At 64.9% G+C, this 25,989-nt stretch carries 21 protein-coding genes and 3 pseudogenes; 18 read left to right on the forward strand and 6 right to left on the reverse strand.

Going from position 1 to position 25,989, the window contains the following annotated elements; all coding sequences use genetic code 11:
* Positions 1–4: 4 nt before the first annotated feature.
* Positions 5–622 (reverse strand): TetR/AcrR family transcriptional regulator, encoded by a 618-nt coding sequence (locus ACQCSZ_RS16840; protein WP_427004851.1) that lies wholly within the window; start codon positions 620–622, stop codon positions 5–7.
* A 121-nt stretch (positions 623–743) separates the two neighbouring features.
* On the opposite strand from ACQCSZ_RS16840, the gene ACQCSZ_RS16845 reads away from it, so the two are divergent.
* Positions 744–2,360 (forward strand): AMP-binding protein, encoded by a 1,617-nt coding sequence (locus tag ACQCSZ_RS16845; RefSeq protein WP_427004852.1) that lies wholly within the window; start codon positions 744–746, stop codon positions 2,358–2,360.
* Between the two features lie 520 nt (positions 2,361–2,880).
* On the opposite strand, the gene ACQCSZ_RS16850 is transcribed toward ACQCSZ_RS16845, so the two are convergent.
* The 3 genes from ACQCSZ_RS16850 to ACQCSZ_RS16860 are packed head-to-tail and all read right to left on the reverse strand — an operon-like array spanning position 2,881 to position 5,482.
* Entirely contained in the window at positions 2,881–3,432 is a 552-nt protein-coding gene (locus ACQCSZ_RS16850) for a nuclear transport factor 2 family protein (RefSeq protein ID WP_427004853.1), read from the reverse strand.
* A gap of 20 nt (positions 3,433–3,452) precedes the next feature.
* Entirely contained in the window at positions 3,453–4,673 is a 1,221-nt protein-coding gene (locus ACQCSZ_RS16855) for an acetyl-CoA C-acetyltransferase (RefSeq protein WP_427004854.1), read from the reverse strand.
* Positions 4,670–5,482 (reverse strand): SDR family oxidoreductase, encoded by an 813-nt coding sequence (locus ACQCSZ_RS16860; protein ID WP_427004855.1) that lies wholly within the window; start codon positions 5,480–5,482, stop codon positions 4,670–4,672. Before ACQCSZ_RS16860 ends, ACQCSZ_RS16855 begins: the two co-directional genes overlap by 4 nt.
* Before the next feature lie 69 nt (positions 5,483–5,551).
* On the opposite strand from ACQCSZ_RS16860, the gene ACQCSZ_RS16865 reads away from it, so the two are divergent.
* The 13 genes and pseudogenes from ACQCSZ_RS16865 to ACQCSZ_RS16925 all read left to right on the forward strand — a co-directional run.
* Positions 5,552–6,394, forward strand: a complete 843-nt coding sequence (locus tag ACQCSZ_RS16865; protein WP_427004856.1) for an SDR family NAD(P)-dependent oxidoreductase — start codon at positions 5,552–5,554, stop codon at positions 6,392–6,394.
* A 289-nt stretch (positions 6,395–6,683) separates the two neighbouring features.
* Positions 6,684–7,208: an IS110 family transposase gene (locus tag ACQCSZ_RS16870; RefSeq protein ID WP_427004857.1), complete on the forward strand. Its 525-nt coding sequence runs from the start codon at positions 6,684–6,686 to the stop codon at positions 7,206–7,208.
* Positions 7,102–8,142 carry a tyrosine-type recombinase/integrase gene (locus tag ACQCSZ_RS16875; RefSeq protein WP_427004858.1) on the forward strand — a complete coding sequence of 347 codons (1,041 nt, stop codon included), beginning with the start codon at positions 7,102–7,104 and terminating at the stop codon, positions 8,140–8,142. Before ACQCSZ_RS16870 ends, ACQCSZ_RS16875 begins: the two co-directional genes overlap by 107 nt.
* 95 nt (positions 8,143–8,237) lie before the next feature.
* Entirely contained in the window at positions 8,238–9,695 is a 1,458-nt protein-coding gene (locus ACQCSZ_RS16880; protein ID WP_427004859.1) for a tyrosine-type recombinase/integrase, read from the forward strand.
* Positions 9,695–11,419, forward strand: coding sequence for a hypothetical protein (locus ACQCSZ_RS16885; protein WP_427004860.1), 1,725 nt, complete (start codon positions 9,695–9,697; stop codon positions 11,417–11,419). Before ACQCSZ_RS16880 ends, ACQCSZ_RS16885 begins: the two co-directional genes overlap by 1 nt.
* Positions 11,416–12,927 carry a hypothetical protein gene (locus ACQCSZ_RS16890; RefSeq protein WP_427004861.1) on the forward strand — a complete coding sequence of 504 codons (1,512 nt, stop codon included), beginning with the start codon at positions 11,416–11,418 and terminating at the stop codon, positions 12,925–12,927. Before ACQCSZ_RS16885 ends, ACQCSZ_RS16890 begins: the two co-directional genes overlap by 4 nt.
* A gap of 8 nt (positions 12,928–12,935) precedes the next feature.
* Positions 12,936–13,619 (forward strand): hypothetical protein, encoded by a 684-nt coding sequence (locus ACQCSZ_RS16895; protein WP_427004862.1) that lies wholly within the window; start codon positions 12,936–12,938, stop codon positions 13,617–13,619.
* On the forward strand, positions 13,616–14,080 hold the full coding sequence (locus tag ACQCSZ_RS16900; RefSeq protein WP_427004863.1) for a hypothetical protein: 465 nt from the start codon (positions 13,616–13,618) through the stop codon (positions 14,078–14,080). Before ACQCSZ_RS16895 ends, ACQCSZ_RS16900 begins: the two co-directional genes overlap by 4 nt.
* A 162-nt stretch (positions 14,081–14,242) precedes the next feature.
* On the forward strand, positions 14,243–14,527 hold the full coding sequence (locus ACQCSZ_RS16905) for a hypothetical protein (protein ID WP_427004864.1): 285 nt from the start codon (positions 14,243–14,245) through the stop codon (positions 14,525–14,527).
* Complete coding sequence (locus ACQCSZ_RS16910; protein WP_427004865.1) at positions 14,524–16,917, forward strand: tyrosine-type recombinase/integrase; 2,394 nt, start codon at positions 14,524–14,526, stop codon at positions 16,915–16,917. The genes ACQCSZ_RS16905 and ACQCSZ_RS16910 overlap by 4 nt, the downstream gene beginning before the upstream one ends.
* A 147-nt stretch (positions 16,918–17,064) precedes the next feature.
* Positions 17,065–18,063: pseudogene (locus ACQCSZ_RS16915) on the forward strand (IS110 family transposase); the annotation flags it as partial.
* A gap of 507 nt (positions 18,064–18,570) precedes the next feature.
* A pseudogene (locus ACQCSZ_RS16920) lies at positions 18,571–19,064 on the forward strand (IS481-like element ISAar22 family transposase); the annotation flags it as partial.
* A 23-nt stretch (positions 19,065–19,087) separates the two neighbouring features.
* A pseudogene (locus tag ACQCSZ_RS16925) lies at positions 19,088–19,392 on the forward strand (IS982 family transposase); the annotation flags it as partial.
* 166 nt (positions 19,393–19,558) lie between these two features.
* Here the strand turns inward: ACQCSZ_RS16925 and ACQCSZ_RS16930 are convergent.
* The gene (locus tag ACQCSZ_RS16930; RefSeq protein ID WP_427004866.1) at positions 19,559–20,281 is read right to left on the reverse strand and encodes an IclR family transcriptional regulator; all 723 of its coding nucleotides are present in this window, start codon (positions 20,279–20,281) and stop codon (positions 19,559–19,561) included.
* Between the two features lie 328 nt (positions 20,282–20,609).
* Between ACQCSZ_RS16930 and ACQCSZ_RS16935 the strand changes: the two genes are divergently transcribed.
* From ACQCSZ_RS16935 to ACQCSZ_RS16950, 4 genes are read left to right on the forward strand one after another with little or no spacing between them, the layout of a single operon-like run.
* Positions 20,610–21,425, forward strand: a complete 816-nt coding sequence (locus tag ACQCSZ_RS16935) for a fumarylacetoacetate hydrolase family protein (protein WP_427004867.1) — start codon at positions 20,610–20,612, stop codon at positions 21,423–21,425.
* On the forward strand, positions 21,425–22,405 hold the full coding sequence (locus ACQCSZ_RS16940; RefSeq protein WP_427004868.1) for an acetaldehyde dehydrogenase (acetylating): 981 nt from the start codon (positions 21,425–21,427) through the stop codon (positions 22,403–22,405). The genes ACQCSZ_RS16935 and ACQCSZ_RS16940 overlap by 1 nt, the downstream gene beginning before the upstream one ends.
* Positions 22,402–23,409, forward strand: coding sequence for a 4-hydroxy-2-oxovalerate aldolase (gene dmpG / locus ACQCSZ_RS16945; RefSeq protein WP_427004869.1), 1,008 nt, complete (start codon positions 22,402–22,404; stop codon positions 23,407–23,409). The genes ACQCSZ_RS16940 and dmpG overlap by 4 nt, the downstream gene beginning before the upstream one ends.
* Before the next feature lie 46 nt (positions 23,410–23,455).
* Positions 23,456–24,637, forward strand: a complete 1,182-nt coding sequence (locus ACQCSZ_RS16950) for a flavin reductase (RefSeq protein WP_427004870.1) — start codon at positions 23,456–23,458, stop codon at positions 24,635–24,637.
* On the opposite strand, the gene ACQCSZ_RS16955 is transcribed toward ACQCSZ_RS16950, so the two are convergent.
* On the reverse strand, positions 24,579–25,970 hold the full coding sequence (locus ACQCSZ_RS16955) for a TetR/AcrR family transcriptional regulator (RefSeq protein ID WP_427004871.1): 1,392 nt from the start codon (positions 25,968–25,970) through the stop codon (positions 24,579–24,581). The genes ACQCSZ_RS16950 and ACQCSZ_RS16955 overlap by 59 nt on opposite strands.
* Positions 25,971–25,989 lie beyond the last annotated feature (19 nt).

Raw genomic sequence — 25,989 nt, forward strand, 5'->3', positions numbered from 1 at the left:
CCGGTCAGTTCTGCAGGAGGCCGGAGTGAATCAGCTCGAGGAAGTGGCGGCCTGTGCTCTCGGCCGAGTGCCGTCCGCCCGGGCGGAACCACCGCACGGTCGACCACACGGCGTCACGGATGAAGCGATAGGTTATCGCGGAGTCGAGATCGGCCCTGAAGACGCCCTCCTGCTGGCCCTGTTGGATCACGCTCAGCCAGATCGATTCGATGTGCGCACTCTTCTCGGCCACGAACTCGAATCCGGGCAGCTTGGCCAGGAAGGCGGCTTCGTTCTGGTAGAGGCCGACGGCGTCCGGCTGCTTTTCGATCGTCTCGAATGCCGTGCGGGTAAGCTCATCGAACACATGGCGCGGCCCGCCGCCCTCGGCGGCGATCTCCTCGAATCGATGCAGCAGACCGTCCATGAAGTTGCGCAGGATCTCGTCGAGGATCGTCTCCTTGGACGAGAAGTGGTGGTAGAGACTGCCCGAAAGGATTCCAGCTTCGTCTGCGATGTCACGAACCGTGGTAGCAGAGTAGCCCCGAGACGCGATCAATCGCGCGGCAATGACCAGCAATTGTTCACGGCGCTCGGAACCCTGCTCAGTAGCGGAGCGGTCCACCTTCTTGCTTATTAACATCAAATCTCCTTTAGTTGAACTACCCAAGCGTTTGCTCAATTCTCCCGCATTTTAGGCGATTGCCGTGTTAGCCACGCCCCCCAATTTCTCGGCACTCACCGTTAACGAAAGGATTTACACGATGCACCTCTCGGACGCACAGACCATCCCCGGGCTGCTCGCTGATATGGCAAGGCTCGGCGATCACCCGGCCGTGGTCGTCGGTGAATCCACCGTCTCTTACAGCGAGCTCAACGATCGCGTCTCAGCGGTCTCGCGCGGTTACCTCGCACAAGGGGTGCAGCGAGGCGACCGTGTCGGGCTGTGGTCACCGAACCGCCTGGACTTCATCCTCGCCATGCTCGGCGCCCAATCGATCGGCGCCGCGGTCGTGCCCCTGAACACGCGCTACACCGGCTATGAGGCGGCCGTGATCCTCCGGCGCTCCGGTACGTCAGTGCTGATTGTCGCCGACAGCTTCCTCGGGCGCCACCCGATGAAGGCGCTGCGGGACGCCGTCGCGGATGGCGAGGCATCGGATTCGCCGGTCCCCGGCCTGCCGGAACTCCGGCTCGTCGTGAACCTCGACAGTGAGACAGACACAGCGGGAGAAACGAGCTGGACGTCGTTCCTCGCCTCCGGTGCCAGCGTCGACCCTGAGCGTCAGAGCTCCGCTGTCGCCGTTGTCGTCCCCGACGATATCGCTGACATCCTCTACACCTCGGGCACGACGGGCGTTCCCAAAGGCGTCATGAGCGCGCACCGGCAGACACTGGGTGTCGCCCGGGCGTGGGCGGCGGGCGCGGAGCTCTCACGCGAGGACCGCTATGCGGTCGTGGGCCCGTTCTTCCATGGTTTCGGCTACAAGGCGGGAATGATCTCATCGCTCCTGGCCGGTGCCACGATCTACCCCGTCGAGACATTCGACCCCGCCGAGCTGCTGGGCCTGATCCAGGCGGAGCGCATCAGTGTTCTGCCCGGTGTGCCGACGATCTTCACCTCCCTGCTCGATCACCCCAACCTCGGTAACTACGACACCTCATCACTGCGCTTCGCCATCGCCGGCGCCACAACGGCTCCCGAGAGCCTCTTCCGCGACATGGTTGAAGTCTTGGGATTCCGCACGGTTGCGCAGGCATACGGCCTGACCGAATGCGTCGTCGCAACACTCTCCCGGCCGGGTGAGGCTCTAGAACACGCCAAGCAAACCACGGGCCCGGCCGTTCCCGGCATCGAAATCCGCATAGTGGATGCCAACAACAGAGATCTCCGGACCGGGGAAGACGGCGAAATCCTGCTCCGCGGTGACAACGTCATGCTCGGCTACTTCGAGGATCCCGAGGCCACCAGTGCCGCCATCGAAAAGGAGGGCTGGCTCCACACCGGTGACATCGGCCGCCTGGATGAACACGGCTGCCTCAAGATCACCGACCGTCTCAAGGACATGTTCATCGTCGGCGGGTTCAACGTCTATCCTGCAGAGATCGAGAACGTGCTGCGGCAACATCCCGCCGTCAATGAATCGGCCGTGATCGGCATCCACGACGACAGAATGGGATCAATCGGCCGGGCCTACGTTGCGCTGCTGCATGACGCGGATCCGATGCCAACGGCGGAAGATCTCAGCGCATTCTGCAAGGCCCGGCTGGCCAACTTCAAGCTGCCGCGCGAGTTCGTGATCGTCAATGAGTTCCCGCGCAACGGCACCGGCAAGATCATCAAGTCGGAGCTGCGAACCGTGCAGCCGAGCGTCGACTGAGCCCGCTACCCCGTCACTATGCACGCGAGTGGGTGCAGCCGCGAGACCCAGCGGCTGCACCACTCGAGGACTGGTTCGCCCAGAGCGTCGGGCATCGGCGCCGGCGTTTCCAACCTCGCGCCTCCGTCGAAACCGCCTATTGCGGAGGCGCGACCAGACCGAGGCGCTGCCCGTCGAAGCGCACGACCTGGCCATTGATCTTGCACTGTGCGATCGCTCAGCAGTGCCACAACGGCCGGAGCGACCCGCGCAGTAGGTCCGCCCTTGAATACATCAGCGACATCGATCAAGTCCGACGTTGCCGTGTTCGCCAGCGGGGCACGCACCCGTGCCGGCCAGCTCGAGAGTCCAGCCATAGGTGAGGCGCATCGCGGCCACGCCGCATTCGATCACCCCGAACACGTCCGCCTCGAATACGGCGACGGTGCCCCGCGCGGCCGCCTACTCTCGCCCCAGCCCTCCGCCGGCGCCGGTCACGATCACCGCTTTGATGTTCAGAAGCAGGGGCAGTCACCTGGTTTCACTCGACCCCCGGCGAGGGGAAGGCGGGTGCGCCGCGCACAGCACTAAGCAGACCCCACAGCGGGTCCTCAGCGCCGCGGCTCGCCGCGATACCTCCGCTGAGCGCCCGACCGCACCCGGCGGTCGTAATCGCCCACTCGCGCACGGCCCACCGTTCGCGGATTCTCCAGCCGGTGGCGGTGCGCACGAGGTGGTCGATGTATCTGACGCCGCTGATGTAATTGAGCTCAGGATCATCATTCGGCTCGGCCCAGTGCACCGCTGTCGCCGAGCTCTCTGCAACCGCCTCGTCGCCGTGCACCTCGGCCAGGTGGGTGCCAATAATGTGCTGCGTGCCGGTGAGCCCAGGCATGAGGCCGCGCAGCCAAGGCACGAACTCGGTGACAGGTCCGTCGAAGCCCGTGTGATGATCCACCCCATCGGACGTGTACAGATCGAGCAACGCATCGAGGTCGACGCGGTCGATCGCTCGGCAGTACGCGTTCACGAGCTCACGAATCTGCTCGCGATCGACCAACCAGCGCAACGTCTCCTGTTCGCTGGAGTGCACCGGAGCACTCCCCGCCGCCGTCAGCTCAGGCGCTCGAGAACGAGGGCCATTCCCTGCCCGCCGGCAACGCACATTGTCTCGACGGCGAACTGCTCATCGCGCTCCTGTAGGGCGTGAATCGCGGTCGTGGTCATGCGCGCCCCGGTCATTCCGAATGGGTGACCGAGGGCGATCGCACCTCCGTTGACATTCACCTTGTCGGCATCGATGCCGATGTCGTCTATCGAGGGCAGAACCTGAGCCGCGAAGGCCTCGTTGAGTTCCATGATGTCGATGTCGGAGATCGACATCTTCGCGTTGTCCAATGCGCGCCGCACCGCGTCAACGGGGCCGAGTCCCATCAACTCTGGCGTCATCGCCGCGACACCCGTCGAGACGATGCGCGCCAGCGGGGTCAGTCCCAGTTCGGCAGCCCGGCGATCGCTCATGATCACGAGGGCGGCTGCACCGTCGTTGAGTGGGCAGCAGTTGGCCGCTGTGACTGTACCGTGCTCCCGGAACACCGGCTGCAGCATCGAGAGCTTCTCGATGCTCACACCGGCGCGCGGACCGTCATCCGTCGAGACGACTGTGCCGTCGGCCAGGGTGACCGGCGTGATGTCCTTCGCCCAGAAGCCGCGGGCCGCAGCGGCCTCTGCGCGGTTCTGGCTTCGCACGGCCCACTCGTCCTGCGCAGCACGGGAGACCCCGCGCAGCTGCGCGACGTTCTCGGCCGTGTCACCCATGGCGATGTAGATGTCGGACAGCTCTCCGCGCTGGCGCGGATCGCTCCAACGGGCGTCGGGATCTGCGGCCAGGGCCTTGGTGCGCTCCATCGCCTCGAAGAACGCCGGATTCTTCGTGTCAGGCATGCCGTCGGACTTGCCGAAACCGAAACGTGAGACGGTCTCGACGCCGGCCGAGATGAAGACGTCGCCTTCGCCCGCCTTAATCGCGTGGAACGCCATTCTGGTGGTCTGAAGGGAAGAAGAGCAGTAACGGTGCACGGTGGTTCCAGGAACAGAGTCGAGACCAAGCTGCATGGCGACCATGCGCGCGATGTTGTACCCCTGCTCGCCGGCCGGCTGGGCGCATCCCATCATCAGGTCTTCGACAGTGCTGGGGTCGAGCCCAGGAACGGCATCAAGCGCCGCGCGAACCATCTGGGCTGCGAGGTCATCGCCTCGCATCTCACGCAGCGAGCCCTTGTTGGCCCGGCCGATGGGCGAACGTACTGCAGAAACGATTACCGCCTCGGTCATGAGTGTGCTCCTTCTACTTGATTCGGTTTCAAGGAATCTGCGTTCGGGGTGTGGGCCAGGAATGCCGGCCACTCGCCGCCCCCATCGACGTCAAGAACGGCGCCGGTGATGTGGCTGGACAGAGGAGAGGCGAGCATCACACAGGCAGCCCCGATCTCGCTGGGGTCGGCCAGCCGTCCACGTGGAATCGTTGCGGCGACCCGAGCATAGCTGTCGGCGTCGCCGTAGTGATCGACGGCGCCTTCGGTCGCCACTAGCCCGCAACTCACGGCATTCACCCGGATGTGCGGCGCCCACTCCACGGCCAGGCTGCCAGTCAGGCTCTCGAGAGCGGCCTTCGCCGCGCCGTAGACAGCGGTGCCAGGGCTCGGCCGTCGGGCACTGATCGAGGTGATGTTCACAATAGAGCCGCCCTGCTTCTGGGCCATCATGATCGGGTGGACCGAGCTGGCCACATGGGCCGCCGACAGGAAGTTCAGTTCGGTGATTGCGCGCTGGTAACGCGCTGAACCGCTTTCGAAGCGCCCGAATGGCGAGCCACCGGCGTTGTTGACGGCGACGTCGACACGTCCGCGGCGGTCCATGACATCGACAACCCAGCTGCGCACCTGCTCATCGACGCGCACGTCGACACGGCTGAAGTGCACAGATGGCCGCCTCAACGCCTCGGACAGGTCCGGCTCTGTTCTGCCGCAGATCTCCACGATGGCGCCGGCGTCGACGAAGGCGTCAACAATCCCCGCGCCCACGCCGCGGGCACCGCCTGTGACGAGTACGACCCATCCTGAGAGATCAATAACGATCGACAACGGTTCCCTGCCCTTCTTTCGCAACGGTGCAACTCCTCAACCATACCAACCAAATGCTAGCTTTGTCTCATGGACACTACCCTCAACGTCTCCAAGCCCGATTCAGCACGCGTCGTTGTGGTCACCGGAGGGGCCCTCGGTATAGGCGGGGCCATCAGCAGGCGCTTCGCGTCGGGCGGCGATCATGTGATCCTGGTTGATTGCGACGCGCCGGCGGCCGCTGCGACGAGTTCTGACATCGCCGCCGCGGGCGGCCGCTGCACGGTGCTCGTCGGCGACATCACGCAGCAATCCACCGTCGCTACGCTCTGTGCGCTGGTGCGAGATGAGGCCGGCGGACGCGTCGACGTGCTAGTTAACAACGTTGGCGACTTCCGGCCGGCGTCGGCGGTGTTCCTCCGCAGCACTGCCGAGCAGTGGCAGAAGCTCTACGAACTCAACCTGCTGCACGTGCTCATGGTCACCCATGCCATCGCTCCCGGAATGGTCGAGCGCGGTAGCGGGAGCATCGTGAATCTGTCGACGGTCGAGGCCTACCGAGGCATCCCGGGGCATGTAGTGTACTCCGCGTACAAGGCGGGCGTTTCCGCCTTCACGAAGAGCCTCGCTGTAGAACTCGGTCCGAGCGGTGTCCGGGTCAACGCGATCGCCCCCGACCTCGCCGACACCGAGCAGACACCCTCGGAGCTCATGCTGGCGGGGCGCAATCCCGCGCTGGTTCGTTCCTGGGTTCCCCTCGGGCGATTTGGTCAGCCCGATGACTATGCAAGCGTTGTCGAATTCCTGGCCTCTGATGCCGCACGCTTCATGACCGGCCAGACCGTCCCTGTTGACGGCGGAACACTCGCGGCATCCGGCTGGTATGGCAAGACCACAAAACGCGGCTGGACCAACTTGCCCGACGCCTCCTAGCCTAGGCCCGGCGCATGGGGCCGGCGGCGCAGACGGGCCTGCTAAGAAACACACCTAGCCAATATGTCCCTTGCGGGACGCCCGTTCCGGGCTGAAAATGTTCCCGTGGTCGCCTGTCGACGCCGTGCTTCTATGGTTCATTCAGGCCGTCACCTAGCCGGGCGCTGGAGATCACGCTGTGGGCCCTTCACTGTTTCTGTTGCCGAGGACGCGGACTAGATTCCGGTTTTCCCCGGTGATCCCCACGGGCGGCCGCTGAATCCATAGTGCGAGTGTTTTGAGTGAGGAGATGAACAGGATCATGCTGGCCGAATCCCAGGATGAGGAACAGATCATTGCCAGGGTCGCCGCGATCGATATTGGCAAGGCTGAACTCGTCTGTTGTGTCCGGGTCCCCGCGGAAGGGAACCGGAAGAAGCGGTTGCAGGAGGTGTCCACGCATTCGACGATGAGCCGGTCCCTGACGGAACTGGCCAACCATCTCGTGGACCTCCGTATCGAGCGGGTGGTGATGGAAGCAACCTCCGACTATTGGAAGCCCGTGTTCTACCTCCTGGAGGCGCACGGGCTCGAGCCGTGGCTGGTCAACGCGCGCGATGTCAGGCATCTGCCGGGACGTCCCAAGACCGACGTGTTAACCGAACTAACCGGGTCCACCCGGGAGAACCGTGGGCGGCGCCGGTTTGCATCGGCTAGGTTCTGTTCTCATGGGCAACGAAGAGAACGTTCCGCGGGTACTGTCCGGGCTGGTGGTGCCGCCGTCGGGTTCGCTGGAGGCAACCGGGAACCCCTTCGAACCGTATCGGCTGGTTGACGGCGCCGGAGAGACGATAAGGCCGGCGGCGGCATTCTTCGCCGAGCTGGTGGCGTGCGGGCGGCCAGCGACGACGCTGCGGTCATATGGCATGGACTTGTTGCGTTGGTTTCGATTCCTGGCGGCCCTTGAGATGGTGTGGGATCAGGCAACCCGGGTCGAGGCGCGTGATTTCTGCCGTTGGCTGCAGGTGGCGCTCAAGCCGGTGCGACCGCATTGGCGGTACCCCGATGGTGGGGGGCCGGGTTCCGACGCGGGGCACGGAGCGGATAGGGGGACTCCTGGGCCGGGCAAGGCCCCGGACGGCGACCGGTATGCCGCGGTAACGGTTGCGCATTGCGAGAGCGTTTTGCGTGGCTTCTACGATTTCCACCTGGAAGCGGGCACCGGTCCGATGCTCAACCCGTTTCCCCTGGCCCGCGCCCGTGGAGGCACCCGCGCGCGGGCGCATCACAACCCGATGGAACCGTTTTCCGGGCAGCGCCGCGGCCGCTATCGGCCCAAGGTCGTGACCCGGGCCCCACGGGCGATCCCCGATGACCAGTTCGATAAGTTGTTCGCGCAGCTGGGCTCGCACCGGGACCGGGCGCTGGTCGCGTTCTGGGTCTCGACAGGTGCCCGGGCCTCGGAGCTGCTGGGGGCCACGGTGGCTGACGTTGATCCCGGGCAGCAATTAATCACCGTGCTGCGCAAGGGCACCGGTGCGTTACAGCCATTGCCTGCCGCGCCGGACGCGTTCGTCTGGCTGCGTCTCTATCAAACACAAGTGTCGGACCTGGTTCCGCCGGGCAGGGACGAACCATTGTGGTGGACGTTGCGGCGCCCGTTCCGTGCCTTGACCTATGACGCGGCGCGGGCGATGTTCGATCGGGCGAATGCATCGCTGGGCACGGACTGGTCCCTGCACGACCTTCGCCACATTATCTCTGCTTAGTTCCCGTGTTGCGATAAGCCTTTGAGGTGGGCGCTCCCTCGGTGTCTGGGCTTTGCGTCACGGTGTGTGGTGTTTCTATTGTCAGCTCTGTGATTATGAGTTTCTTCTCGTCGCGGGGCTGGGAGTCCTGGGATATCGAGTACAGGCCGGTGATCCCGGAGGGGATGCCGGTGCTGGTCGATGACGACTTGCTGTTCGAGGACGGTCCGGCTGCACCGCGGCCGGCTGCGGTGGTGAACCGGTGGCTGCGCGAGCTCCCGGTCAGCGGGGCCCCGGCACCGAGTTCATGGGAGAACTACGCGCGGGCGGTGAAGGAGTGGGCGGAGTTCCTCGCCGTGCACGGGATCGCGTTGTTCGACTCGCGGGAGCGGCTGAAGGCCGGGTTGAGCCGGTATGCCGAGCATCGGGCCGCGGGTCCGGTGAAGGGCAGGTTCGCGGCGACGACGTGGGGCCAGCATATGAGCATTCTGTCGCTGTTCTACCGGTGGGCGATCGATGAGGGGTATGCGGCCGCCGAGCCGTTCACCTACCGGTCGGCGCGGGCGTTGTTCGCCGGCACCGGACGGGAGGTGAAGGTGAACCTGGCGGTGCGGCGTACTCCGAAGCCGCACGTGACTATCAAGTACCTGGAGCCGGACTTCATCGAGCTGTTCCGCAACGGCCTGCGCGGGCTGGCACCGGACGGCTCGCCCGACACCGGCTTCGCTGGCCGGGAGATGCCGCGCAACGCCGCGATCGGCGACCTGGCGCTGGCCACCGGGCTGCGGCTGGCCGAGTTCACACACCTGCTGCCCTGGGAGATTCCCGCGCTGCCGCCGACACCGACGACTGTGCCGATCCCGTTCCCGGTGCCGGCCGGGATCACCAAGGGCCGCAAGCCGCGCACCACGTGGACCTCCTACGATGCGCTGGCATCCGTCCACGACTACATGGGCCTGGACCGGGAGGCCGCAACCGCCGGCTCGGCATGGCGTCCGCCGCGACGCTGGGGCGAGCCGCTGCTGGTGAGCGACCCCGACGAGCGGGGCGGCCGGATCAATGGCGTCCGCCGGCCGTGGGCGTCGCTGACACCGGCGGAGCGGCGACGTCTGGTCGCGCCCGGGGGCGGATCGTGCCTGCTGGCGGTCAAGAGCGGCGGCGGCCCGTTCACAGCCTGGGCCACGGTGTTCGAGCGGACCTCGGATCGGATCCGGGCCCGGTTCGAACCCAGGTTCCCCCACGTAAACCCCCATCGGCTTCGCCACAGCTTTGCCATGAGAACCCTCGAGTACCTGGTCAGCGGGCACTACCGGGCTGCCGCACGGCTGGCGAAGGACGCTGACGCCGACGCGGCGCTGGTGTTCTACCTGTCGAAGGCCGACCCGCTGCTGGTGCTGCGCGATCTCCTCGGCCACTCGACTGTCTTGACGACGGAGAAGTACCTCAAGCGCTTGGACACCACACGGATCTACCGGCACGCTTACGAGGCCGCCGGGGCGGAGGCGGGGATCCTCGACGCGGCCGCGGCCGAGCGTGAGTCCGATGCGGAGTTTGACGAGCAGGACCAAGCCTGATGCCCACGATGGTTCTCGATGATCCGCTGGGCGTGGTCTGCGTGTTCAGCGACGGTGACACGGCCGAGTTCTCGCTTGAGGGCCTGCCCAACCCGCGCCTGGCCAGGGACCTGGCGGTCGGCTTGGTGGAGCTGATCCATCCGCACGGCACCGTCGATTCGGCAGGCTCGGTCGTTCACTATGTCCGGGCTCTGCGGCGTATGGTCCTGGCCGTGGCAGAGGGGGGCTTCATCGGCGGTGCCGGTGACCTGCGCCGGGGCCAGTTGGCCAAGTTCTGGATGGCCGGTCCGACCCATCTGGAGGCGCAGACCCGGGCGTTGGTGGAGGGGTTCGCCCGCTCCGGCGGCGTCCTGGGCGAGGGGGTGCTGGAGTTGGCCGCGGGACGCCACTTCAACATCCAGCCGAACCGGCAGGCGTTGCCGCCCTACCCGGAGGCCGAGTGGGACCGGTTGGCCTCGGCATGCCGGACGCTGGTCGAGGAATCCTACGCCGCGCACCGCAGAGCCCTGCTGTCAGTGGCCGCAGGCCGACACCCGGCCGAAGGCGGTTGGACAGCGGAGAACTTCTGTTGGCTGCTGGCCCGCAGCGGCCCGATCAGCACGCCGGGCTTCGCCGCCGCGCTGGGCGTCACCTACGACGCTTTCCGCAGCCGCGGCGGCACTGTCCTGTTCCACCAGGCCGTACAGGCCGCGTTCCCGCACCTTGATGCACTCATCGCCTACCGACTGCTGTTCGGCGTCTACTCCGGGATCGTCCCGGACGGTATCGCGGACCTGGGCGTCGGGGATGTCGACTGGGCCGGTGACTCCACGGTGCTGCTGTCCTATGTCAAAGGCCGGACTTCGACGGAGAGCCTGAACCTGCCGCGGGCCGCGGTGCGGCTGCTGGAGCAGTGGCTCTCACACTCGGCGTTGCTGCGGGGCCTGGTTCCCGCCGCCGAGCGCGACAGGCTCTGGCTGGGAATGAGCCTGGTCGGCAATGCCCGCCTGGTCCGGGATGTTGACCGCGTCGCTATCCAGCGCTGGGTCCGCCGCCGGGAGGTCTTCGGCTCGGACGGGCAGCCGTTGAAGATCCACCGGTCGCGGATCCGCACCACCTACCACGCGGTGCGTGACAAGAGCACCTGGAGCGGCAGCGCCCGGGCCACGATCGATCCCAACCACACCCCGTCGGTCGAAGGCGACCACTACCTGACCGCCACGACGCCGGCGCAGCGGCACCTGGTCGAGACGATCGTGGAGGATGCCCAGCACGACATCCTGCGCCGTGCTCACCCGCCCACGGTGATCACCGAGGAGGACGCGGCTGCGCTGGCCAGGGACTACCCGCAGCTGATGGCCGGGCTCGGCCTGGGCGACGCCGCGATTTCCGAACTGGTCGGCGGAGCCCGGGACGTGTTCACCGCAGCCTGCGGCGACCAGCTCTCCGGGCTGCACGGCCCGGCGGGCAAACCGTGCCCGGCCCGTCCCTGGGTCTGCCTGCTCTGTCCGCTGGCGGTGTTCGCCCCGCGCCACGCGGCGAACCTGCTGCGCCTAAAGGCATTCTTCTCCCGCCAGTGGCAGCAGATGCCCGCCGCCCAGTTCATGGCCGTTTTCGGCCCCTATGCCGTCCGGATCAGCCAGGTGCTGGACCGCTTCGACCCCGCGGTCGTGGCCGCCGCGGCAATCGCCGTGGCCGGCGCCGACGAGGAGATCCCGCTACGTCCCGAGGAGCGCACCACATGAGATCCGCCGTTTCCCCCATCCAGGCCGATGACCGCCGGGCCGCCCCGTTCACCGGCTCCGACATCTGCGGCGAGGCCGGCTTGACACTCCCGCCCGACACCTACCGTCCGGTGTTCGAGGAGGACCTCTGGGACTTCACCGACGTCGTCGGCCTCCCGGTCGACATGGCTCTGGCCAACCGGCGCTTTGACTTCGCCGCGATCACCGATCCGCGATGGCGCATGGTCGCCAAGGAACTCGTCCTGGCACTGCTGGCCCCGCGGCACGAGGCCGTCGCGCTGCTGCCACGGGCCTACCGCACGCCGCTGCACCTGCGCAGCTGCAACGGACGCCTGAAGGAAATCACCAGGTTCTTCGCCTGGCTCGCCCAGCGCGGGCTGCCCAGCCTGGAACACTTGGAGACCGCCGACTGCGAGGCCTACCTGGGGCATCGGCGCTACATCGTCGATGACGAAGGCGTCGTCGTCGGAGAGCAGAGCCACGGCATCCGACGCACCGCCGCCCAAGTCATCGTCGATCTGGTCAACTACCGGGAGCTGTTCACCGCCGACCGCGTCCGGACAGACCTGCGGCCCTGGGGCGGGGCCACGGCTTCGGCGGTCGCCGAGATGCCCTCGGGCCGGACAGGGAACGCCACAGAGCCGGTCCCCGACCACGTCCTGCAGCCGATACTCGCCGCGGCCCTGCACTTGGTCGGCGTGCTCGGCCCGCACGTGATCGAACTGCAACAGCAAGTACGCGCCGTCGACCGCGTCTCCTCGCTCAAGGCAGCCGGCCTGCGCCACAGCTCCCCGTCCTTCCCCGAGGACATCAAGGCCGTGCTGGCCCAGTACACATCCGCCGGCACGGGGCTCCCGATGATGGAAGACCACGACATCGCCGCCCGGATCGCCGACGGCTGGGCGGCCGAGGACCCGCTGCTGCCACTGGCCACCGGAGCGCTGGCCAGGACGGCCGGTTATAGCCAGTTCTGGGCCCGGTGGATCCCGACCATGCGGGGGCCACTGGAGCAGGCGGTGGCGTCGGTGGGGGTTGAGAAGGTGTTCGGACGCGACGCGGCCGACACCCCGGCCGCCGACGGCTCCGGCACGCTTCCCTGGACACTCCCGCTGCACCGGTCCCAGGCCGTCGCGCTGATCGGAACCGTCCGCACCGCTTCGATCATCGTCCTGGCCGCGGTCTCCGGGATGCGCGCCTCCGAGCTGATGGCCCTGCGCGTCGGCTGCCGCCGCCCGGTCGAGGAACCCATCCCCGGCCTGCACCGCTTCCGGATCGCCAGCAAGATCGTCAAGGTCAGCCCCTGGGCGGCACCGACGACGAGTGGATCGTCATCGAACCGGCCTACCGGGCGGTCGAGCTCGCCGAACGGCTGCACGAGGACGCCCACGACGGGGCGCCGCTGTTCGGGCGCTTCGCCTTCTCGGTCCGCTACGCCTGGTTCCGGGCCTGGGTCAACTCCCCGGCCGGGGCACGGATCGGCCTGGACCCGATCCCGGAAGGCCGGGTGAACCTCAGAATGCTCAGGCGGACACTGTCCTTGGAGATGGCCTACCGGCCCGGCGGCGTCCTCGCCACCAAGATCCACCTGAAACACATCGCCGTCGCCACAACGGAGGGCTACAGCTCTCGCCCCGGCGGCGCCCAAGCCATGCTGTTAGCCGAGGTCAACAAGAATGAAGCCGACCGGAACCTGGAGCTGGTCCTGGCCGAGTTCCGAAACTACCAGCAGGGCATCCTGCCGGCAGGACCCGGCGCCCGGGCCCTGACAGAGTTCTTCGCCAGCATCGACGGCACCCCTAATGAGGGCTCCGCCCCGGCGCCGACGATCCAGCGCAACGACCGCGACATCCTCAACCTGTTGAGCAAGCGGGCGAAGGTGCTGCACCTGGGGCCGGCGAACTACTGCTGGTTCACCGACCCCTCCCGGGCGCTCTGCCTGAAGCTGGCCGGCACCCCTGCCGCGACGCGGCCGCTAGCCGGAATGTGTGACTCGGCCCGTTGCCCGCAGGCCACCCACCACCTGGCCCACCGCCCGGTATGGGCCGAGCACGCCGCAAGCACCAAGGCGTTCCTCGGCCAGCTCGGCAAGACCCGCACCGCCGAACGCACACGTCTGAGCGGCGACTACGACCGGGCCCTGCGCGTCATCGCCGAGATCGACGTCGCTTCGTCCCAGATCACGAAGGAGGACGACGCGTGAGGATTACTGCCGCGGCCCGCACCGAGAACGAGATGCGCATCCGCGCCGCCATGGACCGCCTGCTGCGCGGCGAGATCCCGCCCGGCGGGAACTGCGACATCAAGACCCTGGCCCGCGAATCCGGCGTCGACCGAACCGCCTTCTACGGCAGCCGCCCCTACGCCCACCTGCGCGCCGAGTTCGAGGACCGACTCAAGCGCCTTCAGGACACCGGGACCACCCCCGACCCGAAGATCGCGCAGGTCGATCGACTCAAGACTGAGAACGCCAAGCTCAGGGACCGTCTCACACAGGCGGAACAGGCCATCGCAGAACTCGGCGACTTCCGCGGCAAGACCCTGGCCCGTCTGGCCGCGCAGCACGAGGAGATCATCCGACTCCGCGCCGTCGCCGACACATCGAGCCGCGTCGCCCGTCTCCCGGTACGCCGAGCGAAGACCCCATCGATCGGACCATGCTGAGCTGCCCAGCCGACCCGACAGCATCTGCGCGACAGCGACTCCGCGCCACACGGGTACTCACAACGCGTCCGCAATGTGATCTCTGTCATGGCGTCAGCGGTCGAATGCAACACGCTGGACGATCCACGTCACCATCACATCGTCCTTAACGAACCCGGACCAATGACCACACAAACCCGACCGCACACGGCCTCTGCGGACACAAGCCACACGGCCGCCTACCGGATGGCCCAGGATCCGAAGATGCCGTTGACCGACGTGCAATGGGTCCTGGGTCATGCATTTTTATCGACCACGCAGCGGTATCTGAACCCGGTGACCGAGGACGTGATTGCCGGAGTGCTTGCCTTTCATGCCCGGCAGCTCCTGCGTGACCCGGCGCCCCCGCCGGCACCCGGTTACCGTCCCGAAAGCCTGCGGATCCTCTTCGGAGGGAACCAGCCATGACGGGCAGCGAACAACTGCTCGCCCCGCCGGTGGCCAGCGGTGCGGTGACGGGCAACGCAGTGGGGCAAACCGGGGCGCAGCTGATGGCCGCGTTCCCCGCGCGCGGGGTCGGCCCGTCGTGGCCTTCGACCTGTGATGATCGTTCTGCGGTGCTGGCCCGCGTGCTCGCTGCACCGTTCAGTTTGGAGAATCCGAACAGCCAGCGGATCCGCCGCACGGGAGTGCTGGCAGTGCTGGGCTGGCTGGCCGATTTCCCCGGCGGGAACTGGCAGCAACGGTGGCAGGCCAGCGGCGCGGAGGCTGCGCCCGACTGGCGGGACTTGTTCATCGGCGAGGCCGCCGGCCGGGGGCGGAACGCTCCTGGTGAGCCGGCACCCCACCTGAGCATCGGCCTGATGGTGCTGATCTGCGCTGATGTGATCCGTCCGGGCCTGGACTGGCTGTTGCGTTTCGCCCCGGCGCGCCGGGGATTGGCCCCCGAGATGGCCCGCACCCGCGACAGCAAGGCGTTCGCCGACTTGAACCAGGCCTGCACCGACGCGCACCTGGAACCGCAAACCAGCCAACAGGCCCTGACCCGGATCGCAGTCATCATGGCCGCCAAGGGAGGCCCGATCTCGGCGGTGAGGGTCGGAGACTGCGTTGAGCTGCTTGCGACCGTCACCGGCATCGGCACCAGTACCCGGCTGCAGACAAACGCGCGCAGCCCGCTGTTCTATCAACTGCTGCGCCACCATGTCTGGGGCGAGGATGCGCCCGCCGCCATTGAAATGTTCTCCGGCAACGGCCAACCCACGTGCGAGCAGCTGATCGACCGCTACAACATCAAGTGCCGACCGGTCCGGGACGTGCTCGTGGATTACCTGCGGGAACGCCAGATGGCGATGGACTTCTCCTCATTGCAACGCACCGCCTACCTGCTGGGCAAATTGTTCTGGGCCGACCTGGAAGCCCACCAGCCAGGGATCGATTCACTGAAGTTCTCGTCCGAGGTCGCCGCGTCATGGAAAAAGCGGGTCATGACCCGTGCCCGCACCAGCACCTCTGCCAACGGGGAGCAGATCCAAAGGACGTCGGCACGGCTGGATGGACGCAGCGTCTTTTCTGCCGTGCGCGCCTTCTACCTGGATCTGGCCGAATGGGCCGATGACGACCCTGCACGGTGGGGTCCGTGGGCGGTGCGTTGCCCGGTCAGCGCCACCGATGTCTCCCACAAAAAAGACCGGTTGGCCCGTAAATCACGCACGGACCAACGCACCCGCGAACGGCTGCCGGTGCTGCCGGCGCTGGTCTCGTGGGTGCAGGCCGAACGGGCACGCACCAGTGACCTGCTCGCCGCCGGCGAACGCACCACTGCCGGTGAACTTTTCACCGCTGCAGGCCAAACTTTGCGCCGCACGGCCATGAAGACCGAAGCCACAGGCCGGGTCTGGGCCGAGGACCCGGAGGGCGGACCACGCCGCGATCTGACCTTCGGAGAGCACCGTGGTTTCTGGACCTGGGCCATGGTCGAGGTGCTGCGCCACACGGGCATCCGCATCGAAGAGCTCGGTGAACTCTCACACCACAGCCTGATCCAATACCGGCTGCCCGACACGGGGGAACTGGTTCCTCTTCTGCAGATCGCCCCATCCAAGACCGACGCCGAGCGAATACTGGTCATCTCACCCGAACTCGCTGACGTGCTCTCCCAGATCGTCTCCCGGATCCGCGCCGGGCAACCGCATGTTTCGCCGGTAGTGTCCTACGACAAAAACGAACGCGTCTACAACCAGCCCCTGCCCCTGTTGTTCCAATGGCGGCGGCGTCTGGACAACCGGGCAGTTTCAGAAACCGCGTTACGCACATACCTGGACCACGCGCTGGAGGAACTCGGCATCAAGGACGGCGCCGGCAGCCCGATGCGCTACACCTTCCACGACTTCCGCCGAATCTTCATCACCGATGCGATCATGCACGGCATGCCACCGCACATCGCCCAACTCGTCGCCGGACACCGCGACATCAACACCACCATGGGATACAAGGCCGTCTACCCCGAAGAAGTCATCAACGGCCACCGTGAGTTCATCGCCCGCCGCCGCGCGCTGCGTCCGAGCCAGGAATACCGCACCCCCACCGACGAGGAATGGTCCGAGTTCATCGGCCACTTCGAACACCGGAAGGTTTCCATCGGTGACTGCGGCCGCTCCTACGACACGCCCTGCATCCACGAGCACAGCTGCCTGCGCTGCCCGCTGCTACGGCCAGACCCCGCCTGGCACAGATCCGCGATAACCTCATCGAGCGCATCGCCGAAGCCGAGTCCCACCGCTGGCTCGGAGAAGCCGAAGGCCTCAAAGTCAGCCTCGCAGGGGCCCGAGCCAAACTTGCCGAAATGGACCAAATAACCGAGCGCCGAAACACTACCCAACTCGGCATGCCCACCTTCACCCAAGCCGCCGGCCGCACCAACATCAGCCCACCCGGCCCCCGAAACGGACAGTAATATGGACGATTTCCCCGCAATTTCTTAGTTCGGAGAAGACAAGCTCGACGCGCTCTGGCTGGCCAAGCTGAACGAGCGGGGCATGCTGCGCCCCTCGTTTGTCCCGCCCGTCCAGTTCAGGCAACTGCGCGACTACACCCGCCTTCGGACGGACCTGACCGTCGAACGCTCCCGTCACGTCCAGCGCGTGGAGAAACTGCTGGAGGATGCGCTGATCAAGCTCTCGAGCGTGGCCACGGACATCATGGGCGTTTCCGCACGCGCGATGATCGAAGCGCTGATCAACGGCGAACGTGACCCCCATGTTCTTGCCGGCCTGGCCAGGGGCCGGCTGCGGGTCAAACACGCCGCGCTGGTCCAGGCACTCACCGGCCGGTTCGATGACCACCACGCGGACCTGGCCCGGGTCCTGCTGAGCCAGATCGATGCCCTGTCCGGTCAGATCGAGCACCTGAGCACACGGATAGAAGCACTGATCGCAGCAATCCCAGCAGCGCAGGGAGTCGACCCCGACGGCACCACCGGCCCGGACGCAGGCACCGGAGCCGACGCCGCCCTCCTGCCGGCCATCGCACGCCTTGACCAGATTCCCGGCATCGGACCCGGCGCCGCACAAACCATCATCGCCGAGATCGGCCTGGACATGACCCAGTTCCCCACCGCAGGACACCTGACCTCGTGGGCCAAGTTGAGTCCCCGCGCGAATCAGTCCGGCGCCAGGAACCGATCCGGTTCCCCGGGAAAGGGCAACCCCTACCTCAAAGGTGTCCTGGGCGAGGTCGCCTCCGCTGCTGCCAAGACCAACACCTTCCTGGGGCAACGGTACCGCCGCCTGGTCAAACGGCTGGGCAGGCTCAAGGCCCTGGTCGCTGTCGCCCGATCCATCCTGGTCATCATCTGGCACCTGCTCGTCGATCCCACAACCAGCTACATCGACCTCGGCCCCGATTTCTACGACACCCGCATCAACGCCAATCGGCAAAAGCGCAATAACATCCGCCAACTCGAAGCCCTCGGCTACAAAGTCACCCTCACACCCGCGGCCTGACACCCATCCGGCTTCATACCATCGCCAGGCCGCCGGACCACGACGGGGTGCAGCAGTGCGCCCGCCGCAGGCAGGTCACCTCCATTTTCCGATCAGAGATATCGGATAGCCAACGACAAATAGGGTGTCTGTGATACTCAACGGTAGGCCCTCCCCTTGATCCCACTTGTAGATGTAGCGACTCAGGTGACTTGCCTGCTCACGATTAACAGGAAAAACCACGACGTGAGTTATCGGTGGCTTCATGTCGCCGTACACATGATCGCCATCCTGGAACCATCGCGGCCGCAAGTCGCCTGGTTCGCCGTCATATAGCTGAATCTCCCACCGTCCAAGCTCATCAAACAACGGGGTGTCCGGTCGCTCGAACTCGCTGGGTAGCTCTACCCACAGCGTTCGGGGCACTCTGTTTGCGAAAGCATCTCCCACGAAACAGATCTCGAGGGTGCGCCACGTTACAACGTGGTAGTTCGTGACCAATACGACGTCCCCTGAATCGTTGATTGCATCGCCGAAGGCATCAAGACCCTGAACCCTCATTCGAGGGCCCCGAAAACCACGAAGAAGATTTATGGCGAACAAACCAAGGACGTGGTCCTGCGCATCCGCAAACGCCTGGCGCAGTCCGGCTGGGACAGCGGTCTGCAATCCCTGTGGTTCGAGGCCGTGGACATCGATGAATTCAGCCAGCAGGTCCCCTCGGTGGCAACGATCGTCCGGATCCTGGCCGAGCCCGGCGTGACCCGGAAGAATCCCCGGAAACGGCCGTGCAGCGCTTCTCTCGGTAGTTTCCGATGGAGATGTGGCAGCTCGACGGGCTGGAATACCGGTTGTTCGACCCGAACGCCACCAAGGTCATGATCTACCAAATCCTCGATGACGGCACCCGTTTCAATGTCGGCACCCAGTGCTTCTCCCAGCTGGAGAACGGCCAAGATGCGGTCTCGGTGCTTAGGGAAGCGTTCGCGGCGTACAGGGTCCCGCAGCAGATCCTCAGCGATTATGCAGAATGCGGCTTAACACCGACAAGGGCTTCGCCGGCCGGGACTTCGAAAGGTTCATCACCAAGGACGTCGGAGCGAACCTCCTGCGACCGGACCGCAAGGACGAAAAACCCCGCTTCGGGAAATTCGGCGGCATCCGCCAATGGCTCGAGTCGGTATTCGACAGCCTCAAGGGCCAACTCGGCCTCGAGCACCACGGCGCACGGACCTTCGACGGGCTTTATGCCCGCGTCGCCTCAAAGCTCCCGGTCCTCGCGGCCGGAATCTGGCACAACTGGAATACATACGAACCCCGAAACGCTCCCCGAACGCCTACGACCCCTGAACCCAATAGGACTTAATCATCTAGATCATGCGTTTCATAGGTGCGTAGATGCCATGGCGCTATCAAAGCGGAACCCCCGGAACAAAGCCAGTTTGTCCGAAACCAACGTTCACAGCCACCGATTCCCGGCGTGGAAACCACGGAGAACAAGAATCCGCCGGACTTCCTATGCTCCAGGGTGGGTCGGGGACAACAGGGCCTCTGACACTTGGCGTGCTGCTTCAAGCACCAACGGGGCCAACCGCTCCAGGGGATCCTGGGCCCGGCCGACCAGCGAAATACTTGCCAGCGGTTCCCGGAGCCCGCGGATGGCCGCCGCCACGCACGCAACGCCTTCGAAGCTCTCACCTGATTCATATGCCAGGCCGCCCCGACGCCGGACTCGGCTGAGCTCGGCGTAGAGCATTTGTGTGTCATTGATGGTATTCCGGGTGGTCTGAGGCAATCCGTCCTCGAACAGCTCGTCCAGCTTTTCCGGATCCATCCATGCAAGCATCGACTTGCCAAGCGCAGTAGCGTGCGCAAGATTGCTGCCGCCGACGCGCGACGGTATGGTGACCGCCGAACGCCCACCAAGCTTATCGAGATACCGGATTTCAGCACCGTCAAGAACCGCCAAATGCACCACCATCCCCGTGCGCACCTGGAGATCATGCAGCAACGGTGCCGCTTCGGCACGGATCCGGCTGGTTACGGAATCGTGGCTGCGGTACTTCATCGTCCGCCACCCCATGCCATAACCCTCCGATGTGTGCTCCACCCATCCGAATTGGACAAGTTGGTCCAGGATCCGGTGCGTCGTCGAACGCGGAAGTTGCGTGCGCTGGGTGATTTCGTCCAGCAGAAGCCTCACGTTGAAAGGCTCGAAGGCCTCCATGATCAATGTCATCCGGGCCGCCATCGAGGGGGGTTGGATGTTTACTGGTGTGGACGACCACTCGGCGGGGGTACTGGTTACAACACTCATCAAGAACCTCCGGAAAGAAGAAAATATCGCGCTCCTCCATGTGAGGAGACGCAACCTACATTGGCCAAGGCCTCTTGTCCGGGACAACCACCACGGGGATGTGACGCCAAACACTAGACGTGTGTTCACTGTACACCTCACTACAGGATCTGGGCCAGTGCGCGAACCAAGCACTATCCCGCTCTCCGGGACCACTGCCCCGAGGCCTCCCCGCCCCGGGCCATACTGGGTTCTCACTCTGGGAGGACGGATGACTACATTCATCGAGACGGCACCCGCCGGCATCGCGAAACTTGCGGACGTGGCAAAACGACTGCGGGACGCCGAACGCAATGGCTTGGCGATAAGGCCAATCCGTGACGAGCTCGCGTTCGGTGGCATCGAGGCCGCGTATTCGGTACAGCGATCCAATGAGGACCATTGGGTCGCGGAGGGACGCCGGGTCGTTGGCCGCAAGATCGGCTTGACCAGCAAGGCAGTTCAAGTACAAATGGGAGTTGACCAGCCCGACTTCGGGGTCTTGTTCGCGGACATGTGTCTTGCCGATGGTGAAGGACTTGCAGTCGGAGAGGTCCTGCAACCACGCGTGGAGGCCGAGGTGGCCTTGGTTTTGAAGAAGGACCTGCCCAACCCCGACACCACCATAAATGAACTGATTGCGGCCGTGGACCATCTGCTGCCAGCCATTGAGGTTGTGGGTTCAAGAATTCATGACTGGGATATCTCAATCCTGGACACCATTGCGGACAACGCCTCCTGCGGGCGGTTTGTCACCGGGACAGTCCCTGTCCTGCCTTCGGCGTTGGACCTGACTGCGGCAGGGATGGTCATGACAGTCAACGGCCACGTGGCTTCGGTAGGTTCGGGCGCCGCTTGCCTCGGGCACCCGTACCGCGCCGCGCTCTGGCTGGTGCGGCGCATGGCGGGGCTCGGAAGGCCACTTCGCGCCGGGGAAATCCTGATGACCGGAGCCCTGGGACCCATCGTCGACTTCCCTCCGGGGGCCAACGCAGTTGCAACCATCCAGGGCCTTGGTCAGGTCCGCATCACGCACGAGGAGAAGTAGTGGAAGAACAAGAACGCTGGCCGGTGGCGATCATCGGCTCAGGCAACATCGGAACCGATCTCATGATCAAGGTGCTGCGCGGATCCACCCGACTGGAAATGGGGGCGATGGTGGGGATCGATCCCGACTCCGACGGTCTGCGGCGCGCCGCAAAATTTGGCGTTCCCACGACTGCCGAGGGCGCCCAGGGACTGCTCGAGCTGCCGAACTTCAAAGACATCAAGATCGTTTTCGATGCCACCAGCGCATCGGCGCACCGGGCCAACTGGGAGTTGCTGAAGGGCACCGGTGTACGCATGCTCGACCTGACGCCGGCAGCCGTCGGCCCCTCGTGCATTCCGGTAGTCAACATGGAAGACCACCTGGAGGAAACCAACCTGAACATGGTCACCTGTGGGGGGCAGGCGACGGTTCCCATCGTGGCCGCGGTTTCCCAGGTGGCACCGGTCAGGTACGCAGAGATTGTCTCATCCGTGTCGTCACGTTCCGCGGGACCGGGCACCCGGGCAAATATCGATGAATTCACCGAGACCACCTCCGCGGCATTGGTCCAGGTCGGCGGTGCCGCCGAGGGCAAAGCCATCATGATCCTGAACCCGGCCGAGCCGCCCATGCTGATGCGCAACACCGTGTATTGCCTCGTCGAAGGCCAGAGTGACCACGCTGCGCTGGAGGCATCCATCTGCGCGATGGTTGCCCGAGTGCAGCAATACGTTCCGGGCTACCAGCTTAAGCAGGAGGTCCAGTTCGAGACATTCGACGGCGAAACCCCTCTGTATCTGCCGGGATCGGGAGAGTTTCGGGGCACCCGCATCACAGTCATGCTCGAAGTGACGGGGGCGGCCCACTACCTACCGGCCTACGCCGGCAACCTGGACATCATGACCTCCGCCGCCATGGCCGTCGCCGAACGTTGGGCCGAAAACGGCGAATCAGAAGGCCGACACACCGAAGCTATGCCGCAGGAGGTAGGCGCATGAGCAAGCTCTACATTTCCGACGTCACCCTCCGCGATGGCATGCATGCCATTCGCCATCAGTACACGGTGGACCAGGCCGTCGCCATTGCCACTGCACTTGATGCCGCCGGCGTCTCTTCCATCGAAGTCGCACACGGGGACGGAATCAACGGTTCTTCCTGCGTCTACGGGTTCGGCGCACACACCGATTTGGAGTGGATCTCCGCTGTTGCCGGTGCGGTCAAGAACGCCAAGGTCGCGACCTTGGCTCTGCCGGGGATTGCAACCATCCATCATCTGAAATCGGCCCAAAGCGCCGGTGCTTCGGTGGCGCGGATCGCCACCCATTGCACCGAGGCCGACGTATCGGCCCAGCACATCGCGGCTGCCCGGGACTTCGGCATGGACACCGTGGGCTTCTTGATGATGTCCCACATGATTCCCGCCGTGGAACTGGCCAAACAGGCGAAACTGATGGAAGGCTACGGGGCAACGTGCGTCTATGTGGTTGATTCCGGCGGTGCCCTGACACCCCCGGGCGTGGCCGAACGCATCGACGCTTTCCGCCAAGTCCTGGATCCGGCCACGGAAATCGGGATCCATGCCCACGAGAACCTGTCGCTGAGTGTGGCGAATTCGCTGACGGCAGTCGAACACGGCGCCAACCGCGTCGATGCCTCACTGGCGGGAATGGGTGCCGGCGCCGGCAATGCCCCGCTGGAAGCCTTCATCGCCGCGGCAGACAAGTACGACCTCGAGCACGGTTGTTCTCTGCCAATCCTGATGGACGCCGCCGATGACCTGGTACGACCGTTGCAGGACCGCCCGGTCCGGGTGGACCGCGAAACCCTGTCCCTGGGATACGCCGGGGTGTACTCCAGCTTCCTGCGCCACGCCGAAACCGCCAGCAGGCGATACGGGGTTCCCACGACACAGATCCTGATGGAATTGGGCAAGCGGAGGATGGTGGGGGGCCAGGAGGACATGATCGTGGACGTCGCACTGGATCTGCTGGAACACAACTAACCTCTCTCACACGACCGAAAGCCACGACCTTCTGAAAGGAAGGACTATGAACGCAGTGAGCCTGCGGGCGCAAAGCCCAACCGTTGGGGATCCAATGGCTTTCCGCAATGTCCTAGGGCATTTCCCCACCGGAGTGGTCCTCATAACCGGCATTGCCGACGATGGAGAGCCTGTGGGCATGATTGTGGGCTCCTTCACCTCGGTGTCGCTTGATCCTCCATTGGTGGGGTTCCTGCCCGCAGTCACCTCGTATACGTTCAAGAGGCTGCGCACGGCGAGCTCCTTCTGCGTCAACGTCCTGGCTGCGGACCAGGAAGACGTATGCCGCCGGTTTGCCGGACGAACAGAGAACAAATTCGACTCCGTGCCGTGGACGGTTTCCCCGTCCGGCGCTCCGGTACTGGAAGGCGTGGTTGCCTACATTGACTGCACCTTTGAATCCGTCGACGACGCTGGGGACCACCACATCGTGGTCGGCGCCGTCCAGGAACTTCAGGTCTGTCGCCCGGTAGCCCCGCTGCTGTTCTTCCAGGGCGGTTACGGCCGCTTCGCTCCGATGTCGCTCCATGCTCCGTTCGAAACAGATCTCATTGCCGGGGTGCGTCTGGCCGAGAGGGGACGAGCGGAAATGGATCGGCTGGCGTCGTCGTTGGGGGCTGAATGCACGGCCATGGCGGTCATCGATGATCAGATGGCTGTCCTGGTCGCTGGATCCGGCTCCCCTTGGGACACCGAAGACCGGCTGGGGGAGCGTATTCCCCTCATGCCTCCGATGGGAGAGCTCTGCATGGCCTGGGAGGACGATGCGTCCATTGACCGCTGGCTGGCTCGGGCCTTGCCGAGCGACGAATGCACCCCACAGGAATATCGCGAACGGTTGCAGGCGGTGCGCAACCGTGGCTGGTCGATGACGATGCGCGGCGATTACCGGGACGAAGAGATATTCGCGGCACTGAGGGAATACTCATCGGGTTGCTACACCCCTGCCCAGGAACGCGGGATTCGTGAAATCATCTCCCGGACGTCAAGCAGCTACGCCCCCGTGTGCTTGGAAGACGGTCAAAAATACGAAGTTGATTCCCTGCTGGCGCCGGTATGGGATGCCGCCGGGAAGGTCCGGCTGGTACTGCGCATCGCGCAACTTCCAAGCGCCGTCTCGGCACAGCAGATCACGAAATGGGCTGAGCAGCTGATGAACGCTGCTGCTGCGATGGGTGCCAGCCAATGATCGGTTCTGGTTCGGCTTGACCTTCACGGCCCAGGATGAGCTTGTCGTCCCTGGCCGTTTGGGCAACGCGATACAGCGCCGTGCTGATCAAGTCCGCGAGAAATTCTGGGTCCCATGGCCGTTCATCGATTTGCCGGCTCAACAGGATGCCGTCGAGCAGCCGGAAGAGACATTCGGTGAGATACACGGGAAGGTCAGCATCGGGGCCCTCTTTCGGAGCAAGGGCAAGCACCTGCCGGAACCAGTCGACCGTGAAGTCATAAGTGTCCTGCATGACGAGTTCGAGGTCGCGCCGGCCCTGATGCACTGCGTCCGCGCGCTGCAGCAAAAGCAGCAACCCCAAGGACAGGAGCCCGCTTTCGTTGGCCGAGTTGCGCATTGTGGGCAGGATATGGGCGCGCACGATCCGGGACCAGTCACCATCTGCCGGCAGTGGCTCCGTACGATGGCGCGCTTCTCCCCACTTGCTGCACGCAGCCGCTATGACAGTGGAAATCAGTTCGTCTTTGTCCTTGAAGGACCAGTAGAGAGAGCTGGCCGGCAATCGGGCCTTTTCACAAACCCTGGCAATGGTGACGCCATCGTAGCCGAATTCCATGATGACCTCCTTTGCCGCTTGCACCAGGATCTCACGGCCGCCACTGGGTGCCGGATCCTCAGGCTGGGGGTCAAGTTCCCGCACGGATTCTATGAAGCGTTCGGAAACGAGTTCGCTCGTGCGGTTGGCTACCTCGTCAAGGCAGGCCGCCACCATCCAGGTGAGGCGGTGGTCGTCGAGTTGCCAGTTACCGTGGAGCTTCAAGAACTCGCTTTCGCGCATGCTCACTGTGAACTGGCCAAGCAGTAGTGCCGCGGCTCTTTTCTGCTCCATGTCCACGGGAAAGGTTCGCTCCCACCACTGGCCGAGCCATTCGATGCTTTCGCGGCGGATCTGAAGGAAACGGTCCCGCGCAGGGATCTCGGTCTGCGGGCGGACCACTGCCAATTGGAGTCCGAAGCGCCAGTACTCCATGGCTGAGTCCGATTTGGGCGACCGCATCAGCTCGGTGAACAGATCCGCCCTGCGCAGCGCTCCTGGCAATGTATCGAGCCAGTTTGGGAGCGACCTGGCCTGTGCCCGGTAAGCATGCTCCAAGGCCGCGGCAATCAGTTGGTCCTTATCGGAGAAATGCCAGTAGACAGAACTGGCTGACACCCCGCTTGCCTTTCGGACCATGGTGAGACTCGTTCCGGCATAACCATGCCTGGCAACCAGACGCATCGTTTCCTCGAGAATACGGTTCCGCGTCTCTTCCCCCTGCAGGTTCTTGCGGTCCGTTTTACGATGTAGCACTGCCTATCTGCCTCTTTCC

This window comes from Pseudarthrobacter sp. H2, from assembly GCF_050157045.1.
Taxonomy (GTDB): Bacteria; Actinomycetota; Actinomycetes; order Actinomycetales; family Micrococcaceae; genus Arthrobacter.

What these genes read in the sequence shown, in the direction of transcription:
- ACQCSZ_RS16840 (WP_427004851.1), bottom strand. Translation starts at nt 622, where the DNA reads ATGTTAATAAGCAAGAAGGTGGACCGCTCCGCTACTGAGCAGGGTTCC.
- ACQCSZ_RS16845 (WP_427004852.1), top strand. Translation starts at nt 744, where the DNA reads ATGCACCTCTCGGACGCACAGACCATCCCCGGGCTGCTCGCTGATATG.
- ACQCSZ_RS16855 (WP_427004854.1), bottom strand. Translation starts at nt 4,673, where the DNA reads ATGACCGAGGCGGTAATCGTTTCTGCAGTACGTTCGCCCATCGGCCGG.
- ACQCSZ_RS16865 (WP_427004856.1), top strand. Translation starts at nt 5,552, where the DNA reads ATGGACACTACCCTCAACGTCTCCAAGCCCGATTCAGCACGCGTCGTT.
- ACQCSZ_RS16870 (WP_427004857.1), top strand. Translation starts at nt 6,684, where the DNA reads ATGAACAGGATCATGCTGGCCGAATCCCAGGATGAGGAACAGATCATT.
- ACQCSZ_RS16875 (WP_427004858.1), top strand. Translation starts at nt 7,102, where the DNA reads ATGGGCAACGAAGAGAACGTTCCGCGGGTACTGTCCGGGCTGGTGGTG.
- ACQCSZ_RS16880 (WP_427004859.1), top strand. Translation starts at nt 8,238, where the DNA reads ATGAGTTTCTTCTCGTCGCGGGGCTGGGAGTCCTGGGATATCGAGTAC.
- ACQCSZ_RS16885 (WP_427004860.1), top strand. Translation starts at nt 9,695, where the DNA reads ATGCCCACGATGGTTCTCGATGATCCGCTGGGCGTGGTCTGCGTGTTC.
- ACQCSZ_RS16890 (WP_427004861.1), top strand. Translation starts at nt 11,416, where the DNA reads ATGAGATCCGCCGTTTCCCCCATCCAGGCCGATGACCGCCGGGCCGCC.
- ACQCSZ_RS16895 (WP_427004862.1), top strand. Translation starts at nt 12,936, where the DNA reads ATGCTCAGGCGGACACTGTCCTTGGAGATGGCCTACCGGCCCGGCGGC.
- ACQCSZ_RS16905 (WP_427004864.1), top strand. Translation starts at nt 14,243, where the DNA reads ATGACCACACAAACCCGACCGCACACGGCCTCTGCGGACACAAGCCAC.
- ACQCSZ_RS16910 (WP_427004865.1), top strand. Translation starts at nt 14,524, where the DNA reads ATGACGGGCAGCGAACAACTGCTCGCCCCGCCGGTGGCCAGCGGTGCG.
- ACQCSZ_RS16930 (WP_427004866.1), bottom strand. Translation starts at nt 20,281, where the DNA reads ATGACATTGATCATGGAGGCCTTCGAGCCTTTCAACGTGAGGCTTCTG.
- ACQCSZ_RS16935 (WP_427004867.1), top strand. Translation starts at nt 20,610, where the DNA reads ATGACTACATTCATCGAGACGGCACCCGCCGGCATCGCGAAACTTGCG.
- dmpG (WP_427004869.1), top strand. Translation starts at nt 22,402, where the DNA reads ATGAGCAAGCTCTACATTTCCGACGTCACCCTCCGCGATGGCATGCAT.
- ACQCSZ_RS16950 (WP_427004870.1), top strand. Translation starts at nt 23,456, where the DNA reads ATGAACGCAGTGAGCCTGCGGGCGCAAAGCCCAACCGTTGGGGATCCA.